Source organism: Bacillota bacterium (genome assembly GCA_033549065.1).
Lineage (GTDB): Bacteria > Bacillota > Dethiobacteria > DTU022 > DTU022 > JAWSUE01.
Genome location: JAWSUE010000002.1, coordinates 218,494 through 234,824, shown reverse-complemented (window position 1 = coordinate 234,824; position 16,331 = coordinate 218,494). Strand labels below are relative to the sequence as shown.

20 protein-coding genes are annotated in these 16,331 nt (G+C 46.8%); 2 read left to right on the top strand and 18 right to left on the bottom strand.

The window, feature by feature from the left end; translation table 11 throughout:
• Positions 1-166: 166 nt before the first annotated feature.
• The 4 genes from SCJ97_02290 to murC all read right to left on the bottom strand — a co-directional run bounded on the left by SCJ97_02290 (position 167) and on the right by murC (position 3,490).
• Positions 167-364, bottom strand: a complete 198-nt coding sequence (locus tag SCJ97_02290; GenBank protein MDW7738874.1) for a hypothetical protein — start codon at positions 362-364, stop codon at positions 167-169.
• A gap of 98 nt (positions 365-462) precedes the next feature.
• A complete protein-coding gene (locus tag SCJ97_02285; GenBank protein ID MDW7738873.1) occupies positions 463-627 on the bottom strand; it encodes a hypothetical protein in 165 nt (54 codons plus the stop codon).
• A gap of 247 nt (positions 628-874) precedes the next feature.
• On the bottom strand, positions 875-1,699 hold the full coding sequence (locus SCJ97_02280; GenBank protein ID MDW7738872.1) for a CpsB/CapC family capsule biosynthesis tyrosine phosphatase: 825 nt from the start codon (positions 1,697-1,699) through the stop codon (positions 875-877).
• A 396-nt stretch (positions 1,700-2,095) separates the two neighbouring features.
• The gene (murC, locus tag SCJ97_02275; GenBank protein MDW7738871.1) at positions 2,096-3,490 is read right to left on the bottom strand and encodes a UDP-N-acetylmuramate--L-alanine ligase; all 1,395 of its coding nucleotides are present in this window, start codon (positions 3,488-3,490) and stop codon (positions 2,096-2,098) included.
• A 119-nt stretch (positions 3,491-3,609) separates the two neighbouring features.
• Between murC and SCJ97_02270 the strand changes: the two genes are divergently transcribed.
• Together SCJ97_02270 and SCJ97_02265 are read left to right on the top strand one after the other, a co-directional pair.
• Positions 3,610-3,855 (top strand): ribbon-helix-helix protein, CopG family, encoded by a 246-nt coding sequence (locus tag SCJ97_02270; GenBank protein ID MDW7738870.1) that lies wholly within the window; start codon positions 3,610-3,612, stop codon positions 3,853-3,855.
• Complete coding sequence (locus tag SCJ97_02265) at positions 3,855-4,259, top strand: putative toxin-antitoxin system toxin component, PIN family (protein ID MDW7738869.1); 405 nt, start codon at positions 3,855-3,857, stop codon at positions 4,257-4,259. The genes SCJ97_02270 and SCJ97_02265 overlap by 1 nt, the downstream gene beginning before the upstream one ends.
• Positions 4,260-4,610: 351 nt before the next feature.
• Here SCJ97_02265 and SCJ97_02260 read toward each other — a convergent pair whose 3' ends face one another.
• The 14 genes from SCJ97_02260 to SCJ97_02195 all read right to left on the bottom strand — a co-directional run bounded on the left by SCJ97_02260 (position 4,611) and on the right by SCJ97_02195 (position 16,324).
• On the bottom strand, positions 4,611-5,036 hold the full coding sequence (locus SCJ97_02260) for a hypothetical protein (GenBank protein MDW7738868.1): 426 nt from the start codon (positions 5,034-5,036) through the stop codon (positions 4,611-4,613).
• The gene (locus SCJ97_02255) at positions 5,036-5,209 is read right to left on the bottom strand and encodes a hypothetical protein (GenBank protein ID MDW7738867.1); all 174 of its coding nucleotides are present in this window, start codon (positions 5,207-5,209) and stop codon (positions 5,036-5,038) included. The genes SCJ97_02260 and SCJ97_02255 overlap by 1 nt, the downstream gene beginning before the upstream one ends.
• 431 nt (positions 5,210-5,640) lie before the next feature.
• Positions 5,641-6,777 (bottom strand): hypothetical protein, encoded by a 1,137-nt coding sequence (locus tag SCJ97_02250; protein ID MDW7738866.1) that lies wholly within the window; start codon positions 6,775-6,777, stop codon positions 5,641-5,643.
• Between the two features lie 365 nt (positions 6,778-7,142).
• Positions 7,143-7,583, bottom strand: coding sequence for a DUF1801 domain-containing protein (locus SCJ97_02245; GenBank protein ID MDW7738865.1), 441 nt, complete (start codon positions 7,581-7,583; stop codon positions 7,143-7,145).
• Positions 7,576-7,995: a type II toxin-antitoxin system death-on-curing family toxin gene (locus SCJ97_02240; GenBank protein ID MDW7738864.1), complete on the bottom strand. Its 420-nt coding sequence runs from the start codon at positions 7,993-7,995 to the stop codon at positions 7,576-7,578. Before SCJ97_02240 ends, SCJ97_02245 begins: the two co-directional genes overlap by 8 nt.
• Positions 7,996-7,999: 4 nt before the next feature.
• Entirely contained in the window at positions 8,000-8,227 is a 228-nt protein-coding gene (locus tag SCJ97_02235) for an AbrB/MazE/SpoVT family DNA-binding domain-containing protein (GenBank protein MDW7738863.1), read from the bottom strand.
• Positions 8,228-8,334: 107 nt separating this feature from the next.
• Positions 8,335-9,573, bottom strand: a complete 1,239-nt coding sequence (locus SCJ97_02230) for an aspartate kinase (protein MDW7738862.1) — start codon at positions 9,571-9,573, stop codon at positions 8,335-8,337.
• Between the two features lie 158 nt (positions 9,574-9,731).
• Positions 9,732-10,112 carry a Rid family detoxifying hydrolase gene (locus tag SCJ97_02225; GenBank protein MDW7738861.1) on the bottom strand — a complete coding sequence of 127 codons (381 nt, stop codon included), beginning with the start codon at positions 10,110-10,112 and terminating at the stop codon, positions 9,732-9,734.
• Between the two features lie 31 nt (positions 10,113-10,143).
• Positions 10,144-11,139, bottom strand: coding sequence for a threonine/serine dehydratase (locus tag SCJ97_02220; protein MDW7738860.1), 996 nt, complete (start codon positions 11,137-11,139; stop codon positions 10,144-10,146).
• A 28-nt stretch (positions 11,140-11,167) separates the two neighbouring features.
• Positions 11,168-12,403, bottom strand: a complete 1,236-nt coding sequence (locus SCJ97_02215; GenBank protein ID MDW7738859.1) for a Glu/Leu/Phe/Val dehydrogenase — start codon at positions 12,401-12,403, stop codon at positions 11,168-11,170.
• A 44-nt stretch (positions 12,404-12,447) separates the two neighbouring features.
• Positions 12,448-13,386 carry a hypothetical protein gene (locus SCJ97_02210; GenBank protein MDW7738858.1) on the bottom strand — a complete coding sequence of 313 codons (939 nt, stop codon included), beginning with the start codon at positions 13,384-13,386 and terminating at the stop codon, positions 12,448-12,450.
• A 59-nt stretch (positions 13,387-13,445) separates the two neighbouring features.
• Positions 13,446-14,294: a 3-methyl-2-oxobutanoate hydroxymethyltransferase gene (gene panB / locus SCJ97_02205; GenBank protein ID MDW7738857.1), complete on the bottom strand. Its 849-nt coding sequence runs from the start codon at positions 14,292-14,294 to the stop codon at positions 13,446-13,448.
• Between the two features lie 39 nt (positions 14,295-14,333).
• Entirely contained in the window at positions 14,334-15,512 is a 1,179-nt protein-coding gene (locus SCJ97_02200; GenBank protein ID MDW7738856.1) for a M24 family metallopeptidase, read from the bottom strand.
• Between the two features lie 71 nt (positions 15,513-15,583).
• Positions 15,584-16,324 carry an aspartate/glutamate racemase family protein gene (locus SCJ97_02195; GenBank protein MDW7738855.1) on the bottom strand — a complete coding sequence of 247 codons (741 nt, stop codon included), beginning with the start codon at positions 16,322-16,324 and terminating at the stop codon, positions 15,584-15,586.
• Positions 16,325-16,331: the final 7 nt, after the last annotated feature.

Genomic DNA, 16,331 nt, shown 5'->3' with positions numbered 1-16,331 from the left:
ATTATGATTATTAATTAGGTCGTGAAAAAAATAGGACGCAGGAGTAATATCCTGCATCCTATTGGTTGGCCATGTATAAGGGGGACACGATTCCCAGAACCGCTATCTCGATACGGTTTGTTCCAAATTGGCTGAGGGTTCTTTTCTGGAATGAATGCTCTTTAGATCAAATCTGTTCCAAACTTTGAAAGCCTTTTATCTGGCCGGTCATCTGATCAAAATCTCTGTCGTTATGCAGCAAGAGCAGGTTATTTTCAACTGCGATTAAGACTATCAGCATATCAATGCTGCTGCGGGGGGTAATACCCTTGCGTCTCAGGTCAAAAATAAGTTTTGCAGCCTTTTCATACAGATCGAGTATCATTAGGGGAGTCAATAGATTTCCGGAAAAGGGCTCTGCTAATAAAGATAAACCTCCGTGAGAGTGGAGGTTTACCTTTTGTGGAGTTTGATTGGTTAAGATTATTTGTATTTTATCGTGAATTCCTCGCCCTTGACCATGGGGCCGACAGCATTGTAGGGGGTGAGGTCTAAGGTGCGGCTGTAGAGGCTGCGGCGGGCGAGCATCTTCTGGCGCTGTTTTTTTCTTTTCGCTTCGCGTTTTGGTCTGCGGTCTGGGTGGCCCAAGGTGGTAGGCTCCTTTCTCTTTGCATCTTGTGTATTCGTGTGTCAGAGGGACACTTCCATCGGTATCTTTTAGCGTGCCTTGGGGACAGGGCTGTGTAGTCGTCTACTTTGATTAATCGTGTCAATGGGACAGTTCCATCGTGTTCCCTTCGGACAGACATTCCATGTCTGTCACGCTCGAACCGTCCCCGTAGACACACTCGGTCCCCTTTTTCCGTTCACAGGTCACGCTAATGATGTCTCCTTTTTAGTTTTCTTTATGCTGGCGGGATTTCCTGCCTGGGATGAGGCGGGAAAGAAAGGTGCCCTTTTTGCGGGGCAGTTTGGTCGGGTCGATGGCTGCGGGTAGATCCAGGGTTTCGTTGGCGATAACCGTGGCCGGGCGGGTGTGGAGCATCATTTCGGCCGAACCGGGACCGAGGATATCTTCTAAGGCTGCTGATGACTGTTCTACGGCCAGGAGGCGGGTTACGGCATTATGGGCATCGGTGGATACCAAGTGGGCCAGGTTGCTTTTGAGCATCAGGTGGGCGGTCTCTTCTGCTTCGGGGCCGAGCCAGCCGGTAAGCGCCCCCCAGGTGATCTGGTAGATGGCACCTGCCTTGTAGAGGTGGTAGAGCAGTTTCGGGTAGCGCTGGAGTTCCACCACCCTTTCGGGGTGGGGAATCACCGGTCGGTAGCCGTTTACGGCCAGGGCAAAGATGAGCTGCTCGGCATAGATGGGGATACGCTGGGTCATGGGCAGCTCCAGGAGCAGGTAGTGGCTGTCGTTTATAGTTTGGATTTCTCCTTTGCGCAGGCGGTTCATTAAGTCCGGTTCGATAAACTGCTCGGCACCGGGTAATATTTTTAAGGGGATTTCCTGCTTGTCCAGTTCATTTTGAAATTCAGCAACTCTTTGCTTGATCAGGGCAGGTGACGGTTTGCCGTCGATGGTGTGTGGGGTGGCCACCACGGTGGAATAGCCTGCAGAGGCCATGGAGCGGGCCTGCATGACTGCTTCTTTCATTGTTCGCGGGCCGTCGTCGATGTCGGGCAGGATGTGGTTGTGCAGGTCGATGTAGTTGGCCAAGGGTCTGCTCCTTAAGGGTAAATTTGGTTACTATTATACTATACCATGTGTCAGGGGGACAGTTCCATCGTATTCCCTTCGGACAGACACTCCGCGTCTGTTACGCTCGAACCGTCCCCGCAGACACATCTCCTTCGGAGAAATGTCCCCGTAGTCTCGAACCGTCCCCGCAGACACACTCGATCGCCAAGCCGTGTCTAACCAATAGTGGTATGGGGACACACCTCTTTCAGAGGAATGTCCCCGTAGTCATACGCAAAATGCTCTAATATTGTCCCCTTCAGGTAGTGTAGAGTTTGATAAATTGGGCGGGGGACAGAGTGTTGACCCCGAAGCTGTTTTTTCGGGATCATATAACATTGTCACGTGGGGGGTGTGTATGGTCTGTTTTTAGGGTTATCTGGCGGAGAGTAGCTGATAGATCCGGCGGGCTGAGGCGGTGATGTCTCCGGCCCCCATGGTGATGATCAGGTCGCCGGGGCGGGCCAACTGGACGGCTTTTTCTTCGAGGATGTTTATATCGGGGCTGTAGAAGACGGGGATGTCGTTGTTGCACTCGATCTTTGCGGCCAGCGCTTCGGAGGTGATGCCGGGGATCGGTTTTTCGCCGGCCGGGTAGATGCTGTGCAGGAGCAGGCGGTCGGCGTCGCAGAAGGAGCGGGCAAATTCTTCAAAGAAGCCGGCGGTGCGGGTGTGGCGGTGGGGCTGGAAGATACAGATAATCCGGCGGCCGCTTAAGCGGGCGGCCTGCAGGGTGGCCTTTATTTCGGTTGGATGGTGGGCATAGTCGTCGATGACAGTGATTTCGTTTATCGTGCCGATATGTTCGAAGCGGCGGCCCACACCGGTGAAGGCTGAGAGGGCCGGGGCTGCTGATATGAGATCTACTTTTAACTGGTCGGCCAGGGCCAGGGCGCCGACGGCATTGCTGATGTTATGGCTGCCGGGTACATTTAAGGTTATGTTGGTGGCTTTGAGGGTTCCGCGGTAGTAGATGTCAAAGCTGGAGCCGCTGCCGGTGAGTTTGATGTGGTCGGCGTAGTAGTCGGGGCGGGCAGCCGAGTTGTTGGTCCGGGCGTAGGTGATGATTGCGCGGTCGAGGCGGGAAGTCAGCTCGGGGAGGCCCGGTTCCTCGACACAGATTATCGCCTTTCCGTCGGGATGCAGGTGGGCCAGGAATGTCTCGTAGGCCTGCCGGAGCAGTTCGTAGTTGTTTTTATAGTGTTCCAGGTGGTCCGGTTCGATGCCGGTGACGAGGACCATCCGGGGGTGGTAACGGTTAAAGGAGTTGTCGCTTTCGTCGGCTTCGGCGACCAGGTAGTTGCTGGTGCCGAGGCGGGCGTTGCTGCCGTAGGCGGGGAGAACGCCGCCGATGACGGCGGTGGGGTCGAGGCCGCCAGCTTCGAGGAGCAGGGCGACCATGGCCGTGGTGGTCGTCTTGCCGTGGGTGCCGGCGATGGCGATGCCGTAGGCGCTGTTTAAGAGCGAGGCGAGCAGCTCCGAGCGGTGCCAGAGGGGCAGGCCGCGGCGGTGGGTTTCGAGCAGTTCAGGGTTGTCGGGGTCGATGGCCGTGGAATAGACCACCAGCTGGGTGTCGCCAAGGTTCTCGGCGCTGTGGCCGATCATTACGGTGGCGCCATTGCTGACCAGGTTTTCGGTGAGTGCGGAATCTTTGATGTCCGAGCCGCTGACCGTGTAGCCTTTCTGGAGCAAAATAAGGGCCAGGGCGCTCATCCCGTAGCCGCCGATTCCGATGAAGTGAATGTTTTTAACATCTGCTGGTATGGTCACGGCCGATACCCTTCTTTCCCATTTAATGTATTGATTATAGCACAGAAGTGAAGTTGCCTCAGTTTAAAATTTGCGATATACTCCTTGTAACAAATATTGTTACAAGGATGTGAAATGCAATGACCAGAAAGATATTAAATATCTCACTTCCCGAAGATTTGTATTCAGCAGTCAGTGACCTTGCCGTGTCTGAAAAAAAGAGCAAGGCAGAGATGGCCAGGGAAATCATTCGTGAATATATTACAAAGCGTGAACGGTGGGTAATGCTTAGGCAGTGGGGTCAGGAGACAGCAGACAAGCTTGTTCTTAAAGATTCAGATTCTCTTGATGATTTGATCCATGACACCAGAGAGGAATTAAGCTGATGTATAGGGTTGTCGCTGATACAAATGTCTATATCTCGGCAATTTTATTCGGTGGCAAACCGGAAGAGATTATCAAACTAGCTCTCGAGGAAAAAATCGAACTTATAATTTCCGGTGATATATTAGCAGAGATGGCCTACATTCTTCGCAGTAAATTTAAATGGAGCAATTATCAGGTTAACCAGCTGTTGGCCATGCTGCAGGAAACAGTTATGCTTGTTACTCCACAGCAAAGGCTTAAGGTTATCAAAGATGATGAAAAGGATAACAGAGTTTTAGAATGCGCTCTGGAAGGAAAAGCAGATTATATTATTAGCGGAGATAAACGACATCTGCTGCCCTTAAAGGAGTTTCAGACAGTCAGAATTGTAGACCCTGCAGGGTTTTTTGAGCTTTATAGTTAACTTGTTATGTAACTACGAACAGGGGTTTAGGCTTATAGGCAGCAGGCTTTTCACGCTTCGTAACACCGATTCCAAAAAAAGTAATCCACAATATCAACAGGGTTATCCACAGGCAAAACTTCAAGTTATGACCACTTCCAACCGGTTATAAACAGAAGAAACAATTTGGTTACATAATTCATATATGTAACCAAAACCATCATATTAATAATGCGTGTCGCGGGGACGGTTCTCCTGACACACTTTGTTGTGTAAAGAGAGCTTTACTGCTCACACATACTGTAGGCATTTGATTATGCCTTTTATAATAGGGAAAAAGAGTTGTCTTTTCTATGTATTAAAGCTTGAGTTTTAAAATATTTTTCGCAGCTTATCGAATTCTTTGAACCACTTTTTGATTTCTGCTGATTCTTTATTGTTTTCTGCGCCTTTGCCAACTTCAAACATATATTGCTTATCTAATTTATCATCTGGAAACTCTATCACAACTTCAAGATTTTCATGAAAAAGATTATCATTACCCTTTTTAAATCCAAGCTTTTGTAATAATTCGATTGCTTTATTTCTTTCATATACAACGATATCAATATCTCGAGTAGTATATTGTTCATCTGAATATATTCCTAAAGAAAAACCGCCGACAATTATTGGTTTAACCTGCTCTTTCTCGAGCAGCTTAGTTAAAACTGCAGCGGTCATTATCATCGTATTAAATTTTTGGTCTGGATCTAGTTGGGATAGCTTGTCACAAGCCCACTTTTCATCATACTTTCTCATTATTTCCTTCTAAAACTTTCAAGTATTTTTGTTTCTTCAGTATTTCTAGGTCTTTTCCGTACTCCACTATATCCTGGTTTAGAGCGTACATATATACTTACCTGCTCTTTGATTTTTTTCCCAGCAGGTGAGTTAGTGATTTGTTTAATTTCTTCCAAACTAATCTCACGCATAAAAATCACCTTTTAAAAAATAAATATTTTTCAGCCACAAATGAAAGCATGTATAACTAAGAAATTATACAAATGGTTATATTTTACTGCTATTTGTATTATAGCATATATTCATTTATTATGCATTGTGTCGCAGGGACGGTTCGTTTGACACACTTTTTTACAGCGCAGGGGGTGGATCTTCTGTCTCAGTCATGGTTCGCAGAAATCTATTTAGCACTTCGCGCGTCCGTATCAGCCGAGCTTCAAGTAAATTGCGATCGTATACTGATTCTACGGAGAAGGAATCGGGCGGACAATCAAACGGACCAGGATCATTGAAAACTTCACCCCGACTATTGTCATCATCGAGCCAGCGATAGTGGACATCACAACACATGCACCTTCAGCCTTAAACCTAACAAGGCTTGGCTACCGAATCGCCATCCACCTCAATAGCGGTAGATGGCAGCAATTCCGGTTTCTACCGGCATACTTTCAGCAGGAAGAACTACGACTTTCCCGCCATTCTTCAGGGATAGGGAACTCAGATCATCAAGTATGTCATCCGTATCCGGGTAATCTGGCTTTTTTAGTTCAATGTCACCTGTTATGTCATCCACCCGGCCAGGTATTTCGCGGTCGGATTCGATCAGTAGGGTTGCAACCCGGCCTGCTACAATAGCCTTGGCGATCTGTGCCAAATCGTCGTTACCGAGACCTTTAGATTTTGATTGTTTATAATCCTCAGCCAGAGTAGCCAGTTTAGCCCGGTAATGAGGCTCCATCACCTGCCAGGCTCTCAGTCGTAGATCATCGATCGGCAGGTCATCCGGATGGATATCAATACCTTCTTCCAGCAAAAAAGGATTATGGCTGACTCGGTGAAATAGATATTTATGCTCCGGCAGTGAGGCCAGTATCAGCGGTAAACCTGAGGGCTTCGAGTAATGTTCCAGGATGCTGCGGTCAATAATGCGGAAGAAGCGCTCGGCATCGCCATCAACTTCGGACTCTTTACCACCATGGCCATGAGATCCGCCAACACTGCCGAATGGGGCAGCGTTATGGTGCGGCTCGGTCAGTTCTTTTCCCAGCACCCCGGTAATCGTCCATGGAATGTCTTCAGCCAGTTCAATCTCATCCAGAACATCTCGGTTACCTTCAAAAAGTCTAATCTCATGTCGGTTTATGCCCAGGACATGGTAGCGATCGGTCGTTTGAAGGATACGCATCAGTGGTTTAATATGGAAACGCTCAGCCACGATAGCCAGTTCAGCAACCGTCCTTTGAAGCCTGTAGACGCGGAAGAACCCCCTTGAACCGAGCACTGCCAGACCGTTGAGGGTGTGATTCCAGAATTCACGGTTGTCAGCCAGCCCCAAAAATGGGGTGAGCAGAAGCTGGACCTCTTTCCTTGTATAATTCTGCAGCAGCGTCGCCTCTAAAACTTTCGTCAAATTCCGGTAATTAATCAGGTCGCTTTGGTTATCCGGGTAGTGGCGGTGAGTCGGCTGATAAAGTGATAGGCAGGGGGGGTCACATTTTTCAAAAAGCCCTGCTGCATAATCTTTCTCTAGTATATCCAAGAACATCTCCTCCATTCGTGCCATGCTTGTTTAATCTTATAGCATCTAACTTTATTAGGCGGTAATTACGAATATTCATTATTTATAAATACCTATTTTTTAACTTCAGCCCCGGTCAAGGGGTTAAGTACTTAGCGCTTAGCACAATCGCGATATGTTCCAGGATGTTTTTAATATCCATAATTTTCAATTCTTTTGTACATAATATCCTTTAAAATGCTCAGATGTCTATTAGCACTGCTCTCACTGTGTCGCGGGGACGGTTCTCCTGACACATTAATTAGCTCATTACAGGCCAGCTTCAAAAGCTACAGGTGAAAGCAGGTTACAACCTCGTTAGCAGAGTATAGACCTGAACCCATTAATCAACCAAGTGCTTTCCTGATTAGTTCTTTGATTCTTTTCTGCTCAGTGGCAGTGAGCTTTTTTAATGCAAATGCTGTTGGCCACATGTTGCCATCATCAAGTTTCGCTTCATCGTTAAAGCCCAATGTAGCATATCTCGTTTCAAACTTATCTGCTCCCTGGAAGAAGCAGATAACCTTACCGCTCTCGTTGGCATATGCCGGCATCCCATACCAGGTTTTTGGCCAGAGATCCGGGGCAAACTCGGATATAATAGCATGAATCCCTTCAGCCAGGTTACGATCTGGTTTTGACATGGCGGCAATCACTTCCCGAAGCGCAGCTTCTCCCTGCTCCCTTTTTTTCGTTGCCTTAGCTTCTGCTTTCAACTCTTTAGCGCGCTGTTGCATCGCAGCTTTCTCGGAGTCAGAAAAACCTCCTGAAGATTTATCTTTACTCATTGGCATCTTGCCCTCCATTTTCAAAACCAAATATGGCTGCCCTGCGTAACCATTGAGCCAGTTTGTTTTCATCTAGGTCATCATTGCTCAGCTTCAGGATTATATCAACTATCTCCTGTTCAGGGGCATCAAGTTCATACCCGTTTAGGCCGAGGAATATATAGATGGCCATAAAGGTAACACGCTTATTCCCATCAATAAAACCGTGGTTTTTTGTCAAAGCATAGCCATACGAAGCTGCTAATGAGAAAATATCCAAATTTTTTTCGTAATTCCAGCGCTGAAGTGGTCTGGCAAGGGCAGCTTCAACCATTGCTTTATCTCGATATCCATGGTAACCGCCATGAACTTTAATTAAATCAACATGTATCGTTTCTATTATATTTAAAGTAAGCCAGGTTGGTTCTTTCATAGATCTACTTCGCCAACTCATCAAGGGCATTTACATATTTCTTTGCCCCTTTCTTATAAAGAGCCATTGCTTTTTCAAAATCCGGATCATAAGGAGTCAACAAAATACCCCGTTCAGTTTCCAGTACAAAGATTTCATCTCCTTTATTGAGATGGAAACGATCAGTTAACTCTTTGGGGATAGTAGCACCGATTGAACCGCCCATTTGACGCAGTGTAACTTTTTTAACCATTTAGCAAACACCTCTTATGAAAGGCTATTTTTTTATTGTAGCACATATATGCTACATGTCAAGCAATCAAGTCCTTATGTGTCGGGAGAACCGTCCCCGTGACACACTTAAGTCGCGAGGTTGAACTTTTTGGCAAGGGTAAGCGCGGCTTTAGTCAGGCTGCTTTCATCGATGATGAAAAGAATTGTTGTGCCGGAGGAAGCGATCATTTCTACTTTCACATTTACCTCTTTCATGGCATCGGCGAAGCGGCTCAGGTAGCTCGGTCCTTCTTTCATTAATGGAGAAACCAGCGTTAATCCTGTCATGTTGGTTAAACCCTTGATTTCAATCCCGGGAATGCTTTTGTTTAGTTCACTCAATTTAGCGAGAGCGTTCTTCAGGTCATCTGCCTGACAAAGAATTGATATTGATATTTTGCCGTTTACAGGCACCTGGGCGGTATCGACCAGGTTTATAGTGGAGAGCGCCCCGAAGATTTTGCTGGTAATTCCCGGTTCGTCAGGGATGTTCGAAACGATTATAGTTGAAAGGTTCTTCTGGATAGCCACCCCGGTCCGCTCCGATTCCGAGGTTTCCATCTCCTGCAGGTTGCCGGTATGCGAACAAACCAACGTTCCCCCGCTGCTTTTTCCGAAGCTCGGGGAGAGTAAAACCTTAATTTGAACGTTAAGCTTGCGAGCCAGTTCCACACTTCGGTCCATGAGGACTTTGGCGCCACGGGCGGAGAGCTCGATCATCATGTCGTAGGTGATCTGGTCGAAGCGCCGGGCTTTGGGGACAATCTGGGGATTGATGGCATATACTCCGTCCACATCGGTATAGATTTCGCAGTATTCGAGGCCTAAGGCACCGGCCAGGGCGATGGCTGAGAGGTCCGAGCCGCCCCTGCCGAGGGTGGTAATTTCGTCTGTGTCTTCAACTACTCCCTGGAATCCGGTGATGACGATTGCCTTGTTTTGGGATAGGATCTCCTTTATTCTGTCGATATTGCGGATCCTTTTTATTTTTTGCCGGTGGTTCCGGCTTGTTTCCAGGCCGATTTGCCAGCCGGTAAGCGAGACAGCTTCTACACCGGCCTTGTGAAGGGCGATGGCCAGGAGTGAGGCTGAAAGGTTTTCCCCGGTGGCCTGAACCTTATCTGTCTCCGTAACCGGTGGTTGTCCTCCGTGAAATTCTTTAACTGTTTCGATCAGCCGGTCGGTTTCTTTGCCCATTGCCGACACAACTGCAATGGGAATCTTGCCGGCCTCGATTGTTTTTTTAATGTGTGTGGCCACTTTCTCCATCATTTCCAGGTTAGCCAGGGAACTTCCACCGTACTTTTGGACAACGACCTCTTTCATCTGCCATCTCCCACTTTTTTGATTTCTTTTCTATATCATTAGGGGCAAAAAGTCAAGGTATTAAGAAGTGGGGGTTTTTATGTAGAACCGTCAGATTGTTCTGTTGTAAGAGAGATGGACGAAAAGATGTGTCAGGAGAACCGTCCCCGTGACATGTTTTAAACTAATGCGATTACTTCTATTTCAAGGAGGGCGCCGCCGGGGATAACAGCCTGCACGGTTGTCCGGGCGGGATAGGGTTTTGAGAAGTGCTTTTTATAAACCTGGTTGTATTGCTCAAAGTCTTTTATATCAGAGAGAAAGGTAGTTACCTTCACTACATTATTTAGGGTACATCCAGCTGCCGAAAGGATGTTATTTATATTCTCAAATACTTGTTCTGCCTGGATTGTGATATCTCCCTCTACAAGTTGATCTGTTCCCGGTTTTTCCGGGGTTTGACCGCTGACAAAAACAAAATTATCTACACGAAGAGCCGGTGAATAAGGTCCGGCCGGTATAGGTGCACTTTCGGGATAGATGCATTCTTTTTTCAACATTTTATTTTCCTCCCCCAAGCAGGTTGTTAAGTTAAAGGTAAGCTGATACGACTTCGTGAAACGAGCTGGTATCTACATTATTACCTGATAGTATCAAGGCAACGTTGTCTGCCGGTTTAACTATCTCGCTTTTCCTCAAGCAGGCAACTGTGGTGGCCGCCGCCCCTTCAACTGCAATCCTATGTTCGCTATAAAGATATGCCATACCCCTGGCAATTTCTTCCTCGCTGACCAGTATTACATGATCAACAAACTGCTCTACCAGGGGGAAAGTATACTGATTATCAAGGCCAATACCACCCAGCAAACTGTCGGCAAGAGTATTATGTTCCTCAAGCTTAACCGGATGACCGGCTTGAAGTGATTGGTACATAACAGCGCTTTCCATCATGGATACGCCGATTACCCGGACATCCGGAAGGTTACATTTCAGGGCAAGTGCTATACCTGATATTAAGCCTCCACCGGAAAGAGGTACTATAACAGTATTAAGCTCAGGTAGCTGTGATAATATTTCAAGCCCGATTGTTCCCTGCCCGGCAATGATTAATGGATCATCAAAGGGCTTAATCACAGTCCAATTTTCCTTGCGGGATTTATCATAGCAATAATCTTCAGCTTCATCCTGGCTGCGGCCGTGTACAAAAAGCTTTACACCCAGTTTTTTTAAATTGTTAACTTTTGTTTCGGGCACTCGTTCAGAAATAAATATTGAAGCAGGAATCCCAAGCCTGTGTGCTGTATAAGCTACAGCCAAGCCGTGATTGCCAGTAGAAAAAGTAGCCACACCGCGCTGACGTTCCTCCGGCTCAAGACTCAGTATCTTACTTGCTGCCCCCCGCAGCTTGAATGATCCGGTTGGGTGAAGGAATTCATATTTCAGATAAATTCCTGCTTCGAACTTTTTGGATAGTTTGTCAGAATAGATGAGGGGCGTTTTATCAACAAGACCCTGTATTCTCTTTTGAGCCTTCCAGATTTGCTGCGCCCCGCTTGCCAGTTCCGTTAATGCCCATTCAGCAGGCATCTAAATTTCTCCTTTCGATGGCTTAATATTATACCCAGCCTCTTTTTTTAATTGAGGCTTCAATTTTTTGCAAGGCATTGATCCAGGCAGCCATTCGATATGTAGTTTTATGAGCACCGGCTGTATCGGTCATCTGTTGGTACGCTTTTAATATCCATTCCTTCAGCTGCTTTCTAACACGATCAATATCCCAATATTCATCAGTTAAGCCCTGTATACGTTCAAAATGGCAAACAATAGCTCCACCAACGTTGGCTACCACATCCGGTATGACAGGGATGTTGTGCTTGTACAGGTATTCTTCAGCATCCGGTGAGACGGGGCCATTCGCTGCCTCAATAATTAACTTTGCCTTTATATTTGGAGCATTTTTTCCATCGATGACGCTCTGCACAGCTGCCGGAACAAGGATATCTGCTTCAAGTTCCAGCAGCTCATTGTTAGATACAGCCTCAGTTCCCGGGAAATAAACCACTGACCCTTTTTCTGCTACATATTCATTCAGCCGGGAACAATCAATCCCGTCGGAGTTATAGATACCGCCGCGGATATCACTGACAGCAACGACTTTGTACCCGTTCTCATAAAGCAAATTGGCGAAAACCGAGCCGACTTTACCATAACCTTGAACAGCTACAGAACATTTTCTATCAAAGGAGAAATCATTAACTACCTGCTCAAACACATAGAAGGCGCCTGTTCCGGTAGCCTCACTGCTTCCTACTGTACCGCTCACTGCTGCCGGTTTATCATTAACCGCTGCCGGACTGTGAAAACCAACGATCGACTCATACTCATCGAGCATCCAGGCCTGGGTTTGCTCTCCAGTCCCGATATCAGCTCCCGGAACATCGATCCAGGCTCCCTTAATCGGCAGGTTGCGCATGAAACTGCGAGCCAGCCTTTCCAGCTCCCAGCGGCTCAATTCTGCGGGTTCGACAACAACACCACCTTTACTGCCACCGGCTGGTATACCACCTACAGCGTGCTTGATAGTCATCCAGAGTGCAAGTGCTTTTAGTTCATCGAGGGTCAGGTTTCCGGTAAACCTTGTTCCATCTTTAAACGTACCCAGGGCATCACACCAGTGGACCCTGTATGCAGTAAAGATATTTACTTCCCCGTTGTCCATACGCATCGGGAAGGTAAATTCAATAGTTCTCTTCGGCCTGCTTAGCAGTTCAATGACTTTGGGATCGGTTTTAGCCAGTTCGGCCGCTTTCTTTAACGAGTGAAGCGCAGTATCCAGTGGATTTGCACCCATAGGAACACCCCTTTAGATTATTATTTTATGTTAAAAAGAGCTGCTTAAGGTTTTGGAATGGAAAGGTCATTACCACCTTTTTTTAACACCATACCAATCCCTGCACGCTCAACCCAGTCAATGCAGATTTCAGCAATTTTAACCCGATGAGCGGCGAGATGATTAACGAGGTTGTCATCAACCCAGGAATTGTACATCTCGCTTTCTGAACGTCCCGGTTCAATCTTGAAATAAACAGGCGCCGCTATCCGGGCTATATCCGGGCACTCATGGTAGCGTTGGAAACCGCCCATCGTTTCAACCAGGCTTACATAGACATCCAGGGGCAGTTTGACTGTGCTCCTGATCGAAGCAAGCATTGGTAAAGTCAAATCGCCCAGTGGATTGAAACTATCGGCACCAAGATCTTCAAGTAGCTTCGCTCCATATGGACTGCCATGCCCGGCAAAAACCGATACTTTGTATTTAACGTCTTTCGGGACAATACCATCGGTACGCATCCGAGTAACCAGAGCCAGAAGTCCTTCATCAACTATCAGAAACCCTCGGATTCCCGCTTCCAGGCATCGGTCGAATTCTTTCAACCATTCATAGACTTTATCGCTTCCCCTGATTCTCATTCCTGAAACATAGCCTTCGGGAGTGGCGTACTGCCTACCGCTATCCCAAGCTCTGCTGGGCAGCGGATTGATAATTACTTCATATTTGTTATCAGCTGCTACTGCTGCAAACTCCTTCAGTTCTGTATTATCCATCATCGCCGAACCGCGAACCAGTGAAATAACCCTGTGAACAGGCACATTTCTTCTTTCCGCTTCCCTGGTCATTATTTCAAGGTTTTTAACTGTTTCTATTCCGGCTATTTCTATTCGGTAGTGAGATCCATCAGGGAAACTGTGCTGAGATGTGGGCAGGTCATATCGATCCCGCAGTGGGAAACCGGTTTTTTCTTTGATATACTCTTCGATTTTATTAAAAGACATTTTTACTCATCCTCCCATTTCGTATAGTTTTTACACCTGTTGAGTGCTTTTCCATTATTTCAGCTATACTCGGCAAAAAGTTTCTGAAAATCTTCAAGGCTATCCTTTCGTGGGTAAACATGCTCCTCGGTTGGGAATTCTTCATTTTTCACTTCTTTTATGTATTGTTTGAAGGCGCTGACGCTTGTTTCGGCAATATTGGCATAAACCTTAACAAATTTCGGGGTAAAAGCCTGGAACTGACCGAGCATGTCGCCGCAGATTAACAACTGGCCGTCGCAGTTCACTCCGGCGCCGATAGAATAAACAGGTATCTCCAATCGTTTGGCCAGAAATTCGGCTAGTTCAGGGGCAACAGCTTCAATCAGCAGAGCAAATGCACCGGCTTCCTGAACTGCCAGGGCATCCTCGATTAATTTCCGGGCGGTGACCACATCACGGCCTGTTGCCCTGAAACCTCCTAACTGTCCTGAACTTTGTGGCGTTAGCCCGATATGACCCATCACGAGCACCCCAGCATCATTAATAGCTTTAATACGGCTGGCTACCCGGGTGCCTCCTTCAAGTTTGATGCAGTCCATATCTGCCTCTTTTAAGAAACGGATAGCATTTCTGACAGCATCTTCATCGCTCACCTGATATGATCCAAGAGGCATATCACCAATAACCCAGGTATTTGGTGCACCACGGCGCACTGCCCGGCAGTGGGAAAGACAATCTTCCATGGTGACCGGGATAGTATCTTTAAAACCCAGAAGAACCATACCCATAGAATCACCAACAAGGATCATATCCATTCCGGCCTGCTCGGCAAATAGAGCCATCGGAAAATCATAGGCCGTCACCCAGGCTACTTTTTCCTCATCTTTTTTCATTTTCATAAAATCGATAACGCTTTTTTTAGACAAGTTAAATGCTCCTTTCTTTGATTTAGTGAATGCAGGATGCTATGATTTGAAAAGCAACTCCAGGGGATAATCGTAAACCGATTCATACCCTTCCGGGGTAACCCTTAAAGTCGCATCAATTTCAAACCCTACATCGTCATACCATATGCCCGGTATCAAATGTATAGTCATATTCGGTTCAAGCACTGTCTGATCACCGGGGCGGATACTGATGGTCTGTTCTCCCCAATCGGGAGGATAATTAAGACCATAAGAGTAGCCGATTCGCGATTCTTTGACTACCGTTGAATGGGCAATACCCTTACGCCAGGCAGCTTCAACTTCTTCAGCAGTTATTCCGGGTTTTATAACCCCCAGAGCTGTATTCAGGCCTTCGAGGACCACTGAAGCTGTGTCGAGAAGTAATTTTGGCGGGTTTTTACCCAGATAGATCGTTCTGGCTATCGGGGCATGATACCGTCTGTAGGTTCCGCTAAGCTCAAGTAAAACTGCTTCTTCTGCTTTATAAACTTTTTCGGTCCAGGTCAGGTGAGGGGTTTTTGTTGCTTCACCGGCCATCATCAGCGGGACTATGGCCGGATAATCACCGGCATATTCATCGGTGCCGGAATACTGTGCATGGGCTATTGCAGCGGCTGCATCACATTCACGCACACCAACACTGATGGCTTCCCTTGCGGCATCCATCACATTGACGGCTATTTTACCTGCCCTTTTTATAAACTCTATTTCAGCATCAGATTTAATAACCCTGACCCAGTTGACCAGGGCATTGGCATCGCTGAAAGTAGCGCCGGGGAGTGAACGTTCAAGTTCAATGTAGCTGCGGTGAGTAAAATAGAACTGATCCATCTCTACACCTATGGAGCATTTTTCCCACTGGCGTTCTTTTATCGTATCAGCTACAAAATGCATGGGGTGCCTGACTGTCGACTGCACATAATTATCGGCATATTCAAGAATATTTTCTTCAGCCAGAAATGTGGTCAGGCGCGCCCCGTTGGCATCCATCCCTCTGCCAATCCACACCGGTTCATCCTGATCAAGATGGAGTAGCAAACACTGGTGAACATAAAAACTCCATCCATCATATCCGGTCAGGTAATTCATATTAGCCGGTTGAGAAACTACCAGCAGATCAATATCCTTTTCCATCATTTTATCTTTTGTTCGCTTGATCCTATCCCTGTACTCGTCCGTTGAAAAAACAGCGGCCATTTTCTTTCCTCCTTACAAATAAAGATATAGAACTCTTGCCTCAATACGGTAAGGTTTCAGGCACTGTCGCGTTACATAAACCCTTGAAATTCTTTTTTTAACACAGCCGAACATACATAGTCGATCATAGTTATAAAATCGAAAACAGGCAGTCCTGTTGCTTGCTGGATTGATGCCCCGTAGGGCGGTAAAACGCTGCATTCGAGGAGTATTATCCTCACTGCAGGAAAACTGGCCAGCAAATTTTTGGCAGTTAAAACCACTTCTTCTTCAACCTTATTTCTGTTTAGGTCCCCTTTCTCTTCAATAAATGCAGCCCTGAAGTTTTGACATTTTTCCATCCCTCCAACAGCGATTCGCCCTGGTAAATTTGCCCCGCATGATTCAAGGACCTTCTCCGTCAATGATTCAGAATTAGCAGTGATTATACCAATCTGGTCATTTTGCTTGATCAGACGGCAGAGGAAAGGAATCTGTAACAGACTGGACATGAATACCGGCAGATCGACTTTTTCAGTTAAAGCTTGCTGATAGATAGCCATGAAACCGCAGTCTCCAGTTATAGCCCGTACCCCGTTGTTTTTTAAATCAAAAGCAGCCTCGGTTACTTTTTCCAGCAAAGAGAGGTCATGATTAAAGATTCGCTCTACGGTGAGCCCTGATACTTTTCGGAAGCGTACAGGGTATTGATATGTTGAAGCATTGGCCACATCACCCGGGATGTAGGGAGCACAACTGTCCAGTAAAATAATCCCTATTACTTCTCCGTAACTGACTTGACCGGGGCTGGCGCGATAAATCACTTTGCTCACTCCTTCG

What these genes read in the sequence shown, in the direction of transcription:
- SCJ97_02225 (MDW7738861.1), bottom strand. Translation starts at nt 10,112, where the DNA reads ATGTTGAAAAAAGAATGCATCTATCCCGAAAGTGCACCTATACCGGCC.
- SCJ97_02240 (MDW7738864.1), bottom strand. Translation starts at nt 7,995, where the DNA reads ATGAAAGAACCAACCTGGCTTACTTTAAATATAATAGAAACGATACAT.
- SCJ97_02260 (MDW7738868.1), bottom strand. Translation starts at nt 5,036, where the DNA reads ATGAGAAAGTATGATGAAAAGTGGGCTTGTGACAAGCTATCCCAACTA.
- SCJ97_02265 (MDW7738869.1), top strand. Translation starts at nt 3,855, where the DNA reads ATGTATAGGGTTGTCGCTGATACAAATGTCTATATCTCGGCAATTTTA.
- SCJ97_02290 (MDW7738874.1), bottom strand. Translation starts at nt 364, where the DNA reads ATGATACTCGATCTGTATGAAAAGGCTGCAAAACTTATTTTTGACCTG.
- SCJ97_02270 (MDW7738870.1), top strand. Translation starts at nt 3,610, where the DNA reads ATGACCAGAAAGATATTAAATATCTCACTTCCCGAAGATTTGTATTCA.
- SCJ97_02245 (MDW7738865.1), bottom strand. Translation starts at nt 7,583, where the DNA reads ATGAGTAAAGATAAATCTTCAGGAGGTTTTTCTGACTCCGAGAAAGCT.
- SCJ97_02220 (MDW7738860.1), bottom strand. Translation starts at nt 11,139, where the DNA reads ATGCCTGCTGAATGGGCATTAACGGAACTGGCAAGCGGGGCGCAGCAA.
- SCJ97_02200 (MDW7738856.1), bottom strand. Translation starts at nt 15,512, where the DNA reads ATGGCCGCTGTTTTTTCAACGGACGAGTACAGGGATAGGATCAAGCGA.
- SCJ97_02235 (MDW7738863.1), bottom strand. Translation starts at nt 8,227, where the DNA reads ATGGTTAAAAAAGTTACACTGCGTCAAATGGGCGGTTCAATCGGTGCT.
- SCJ97_02230 (MDW7738862.1), bottom strand. Translation starts at nt 9,573, where the DNA reads ATGAAAGAGGTCGTTGTCCAAAAGTACGGTGGAAGTTCCCTGGCTAAC.
- SCJ97_02255 (MDW7738867.1), bottom strand. Translation starts at nt 5,209, where the DNA reads ATGCGTGAGATTAGTTTGGAAGAAATTAAACAAATCACTAACTCACCT.
- SCJ97_02215 (MDW7738859.1), bottom strand. Translation starts at nt 12,403, where the DNA reads ATGGGTGCAAATCCACTGGATACTGCGCTTCACTCGTTAAAGAAAGCG.
- SCJ97_02210 (MDW7738858.1), bottom strand. Translation starts at nt 13,386, where the DNA reads ATGTCTTTTAATAAAATCGAAGAGTATATCAAAGAAAAAACCGGTTTC.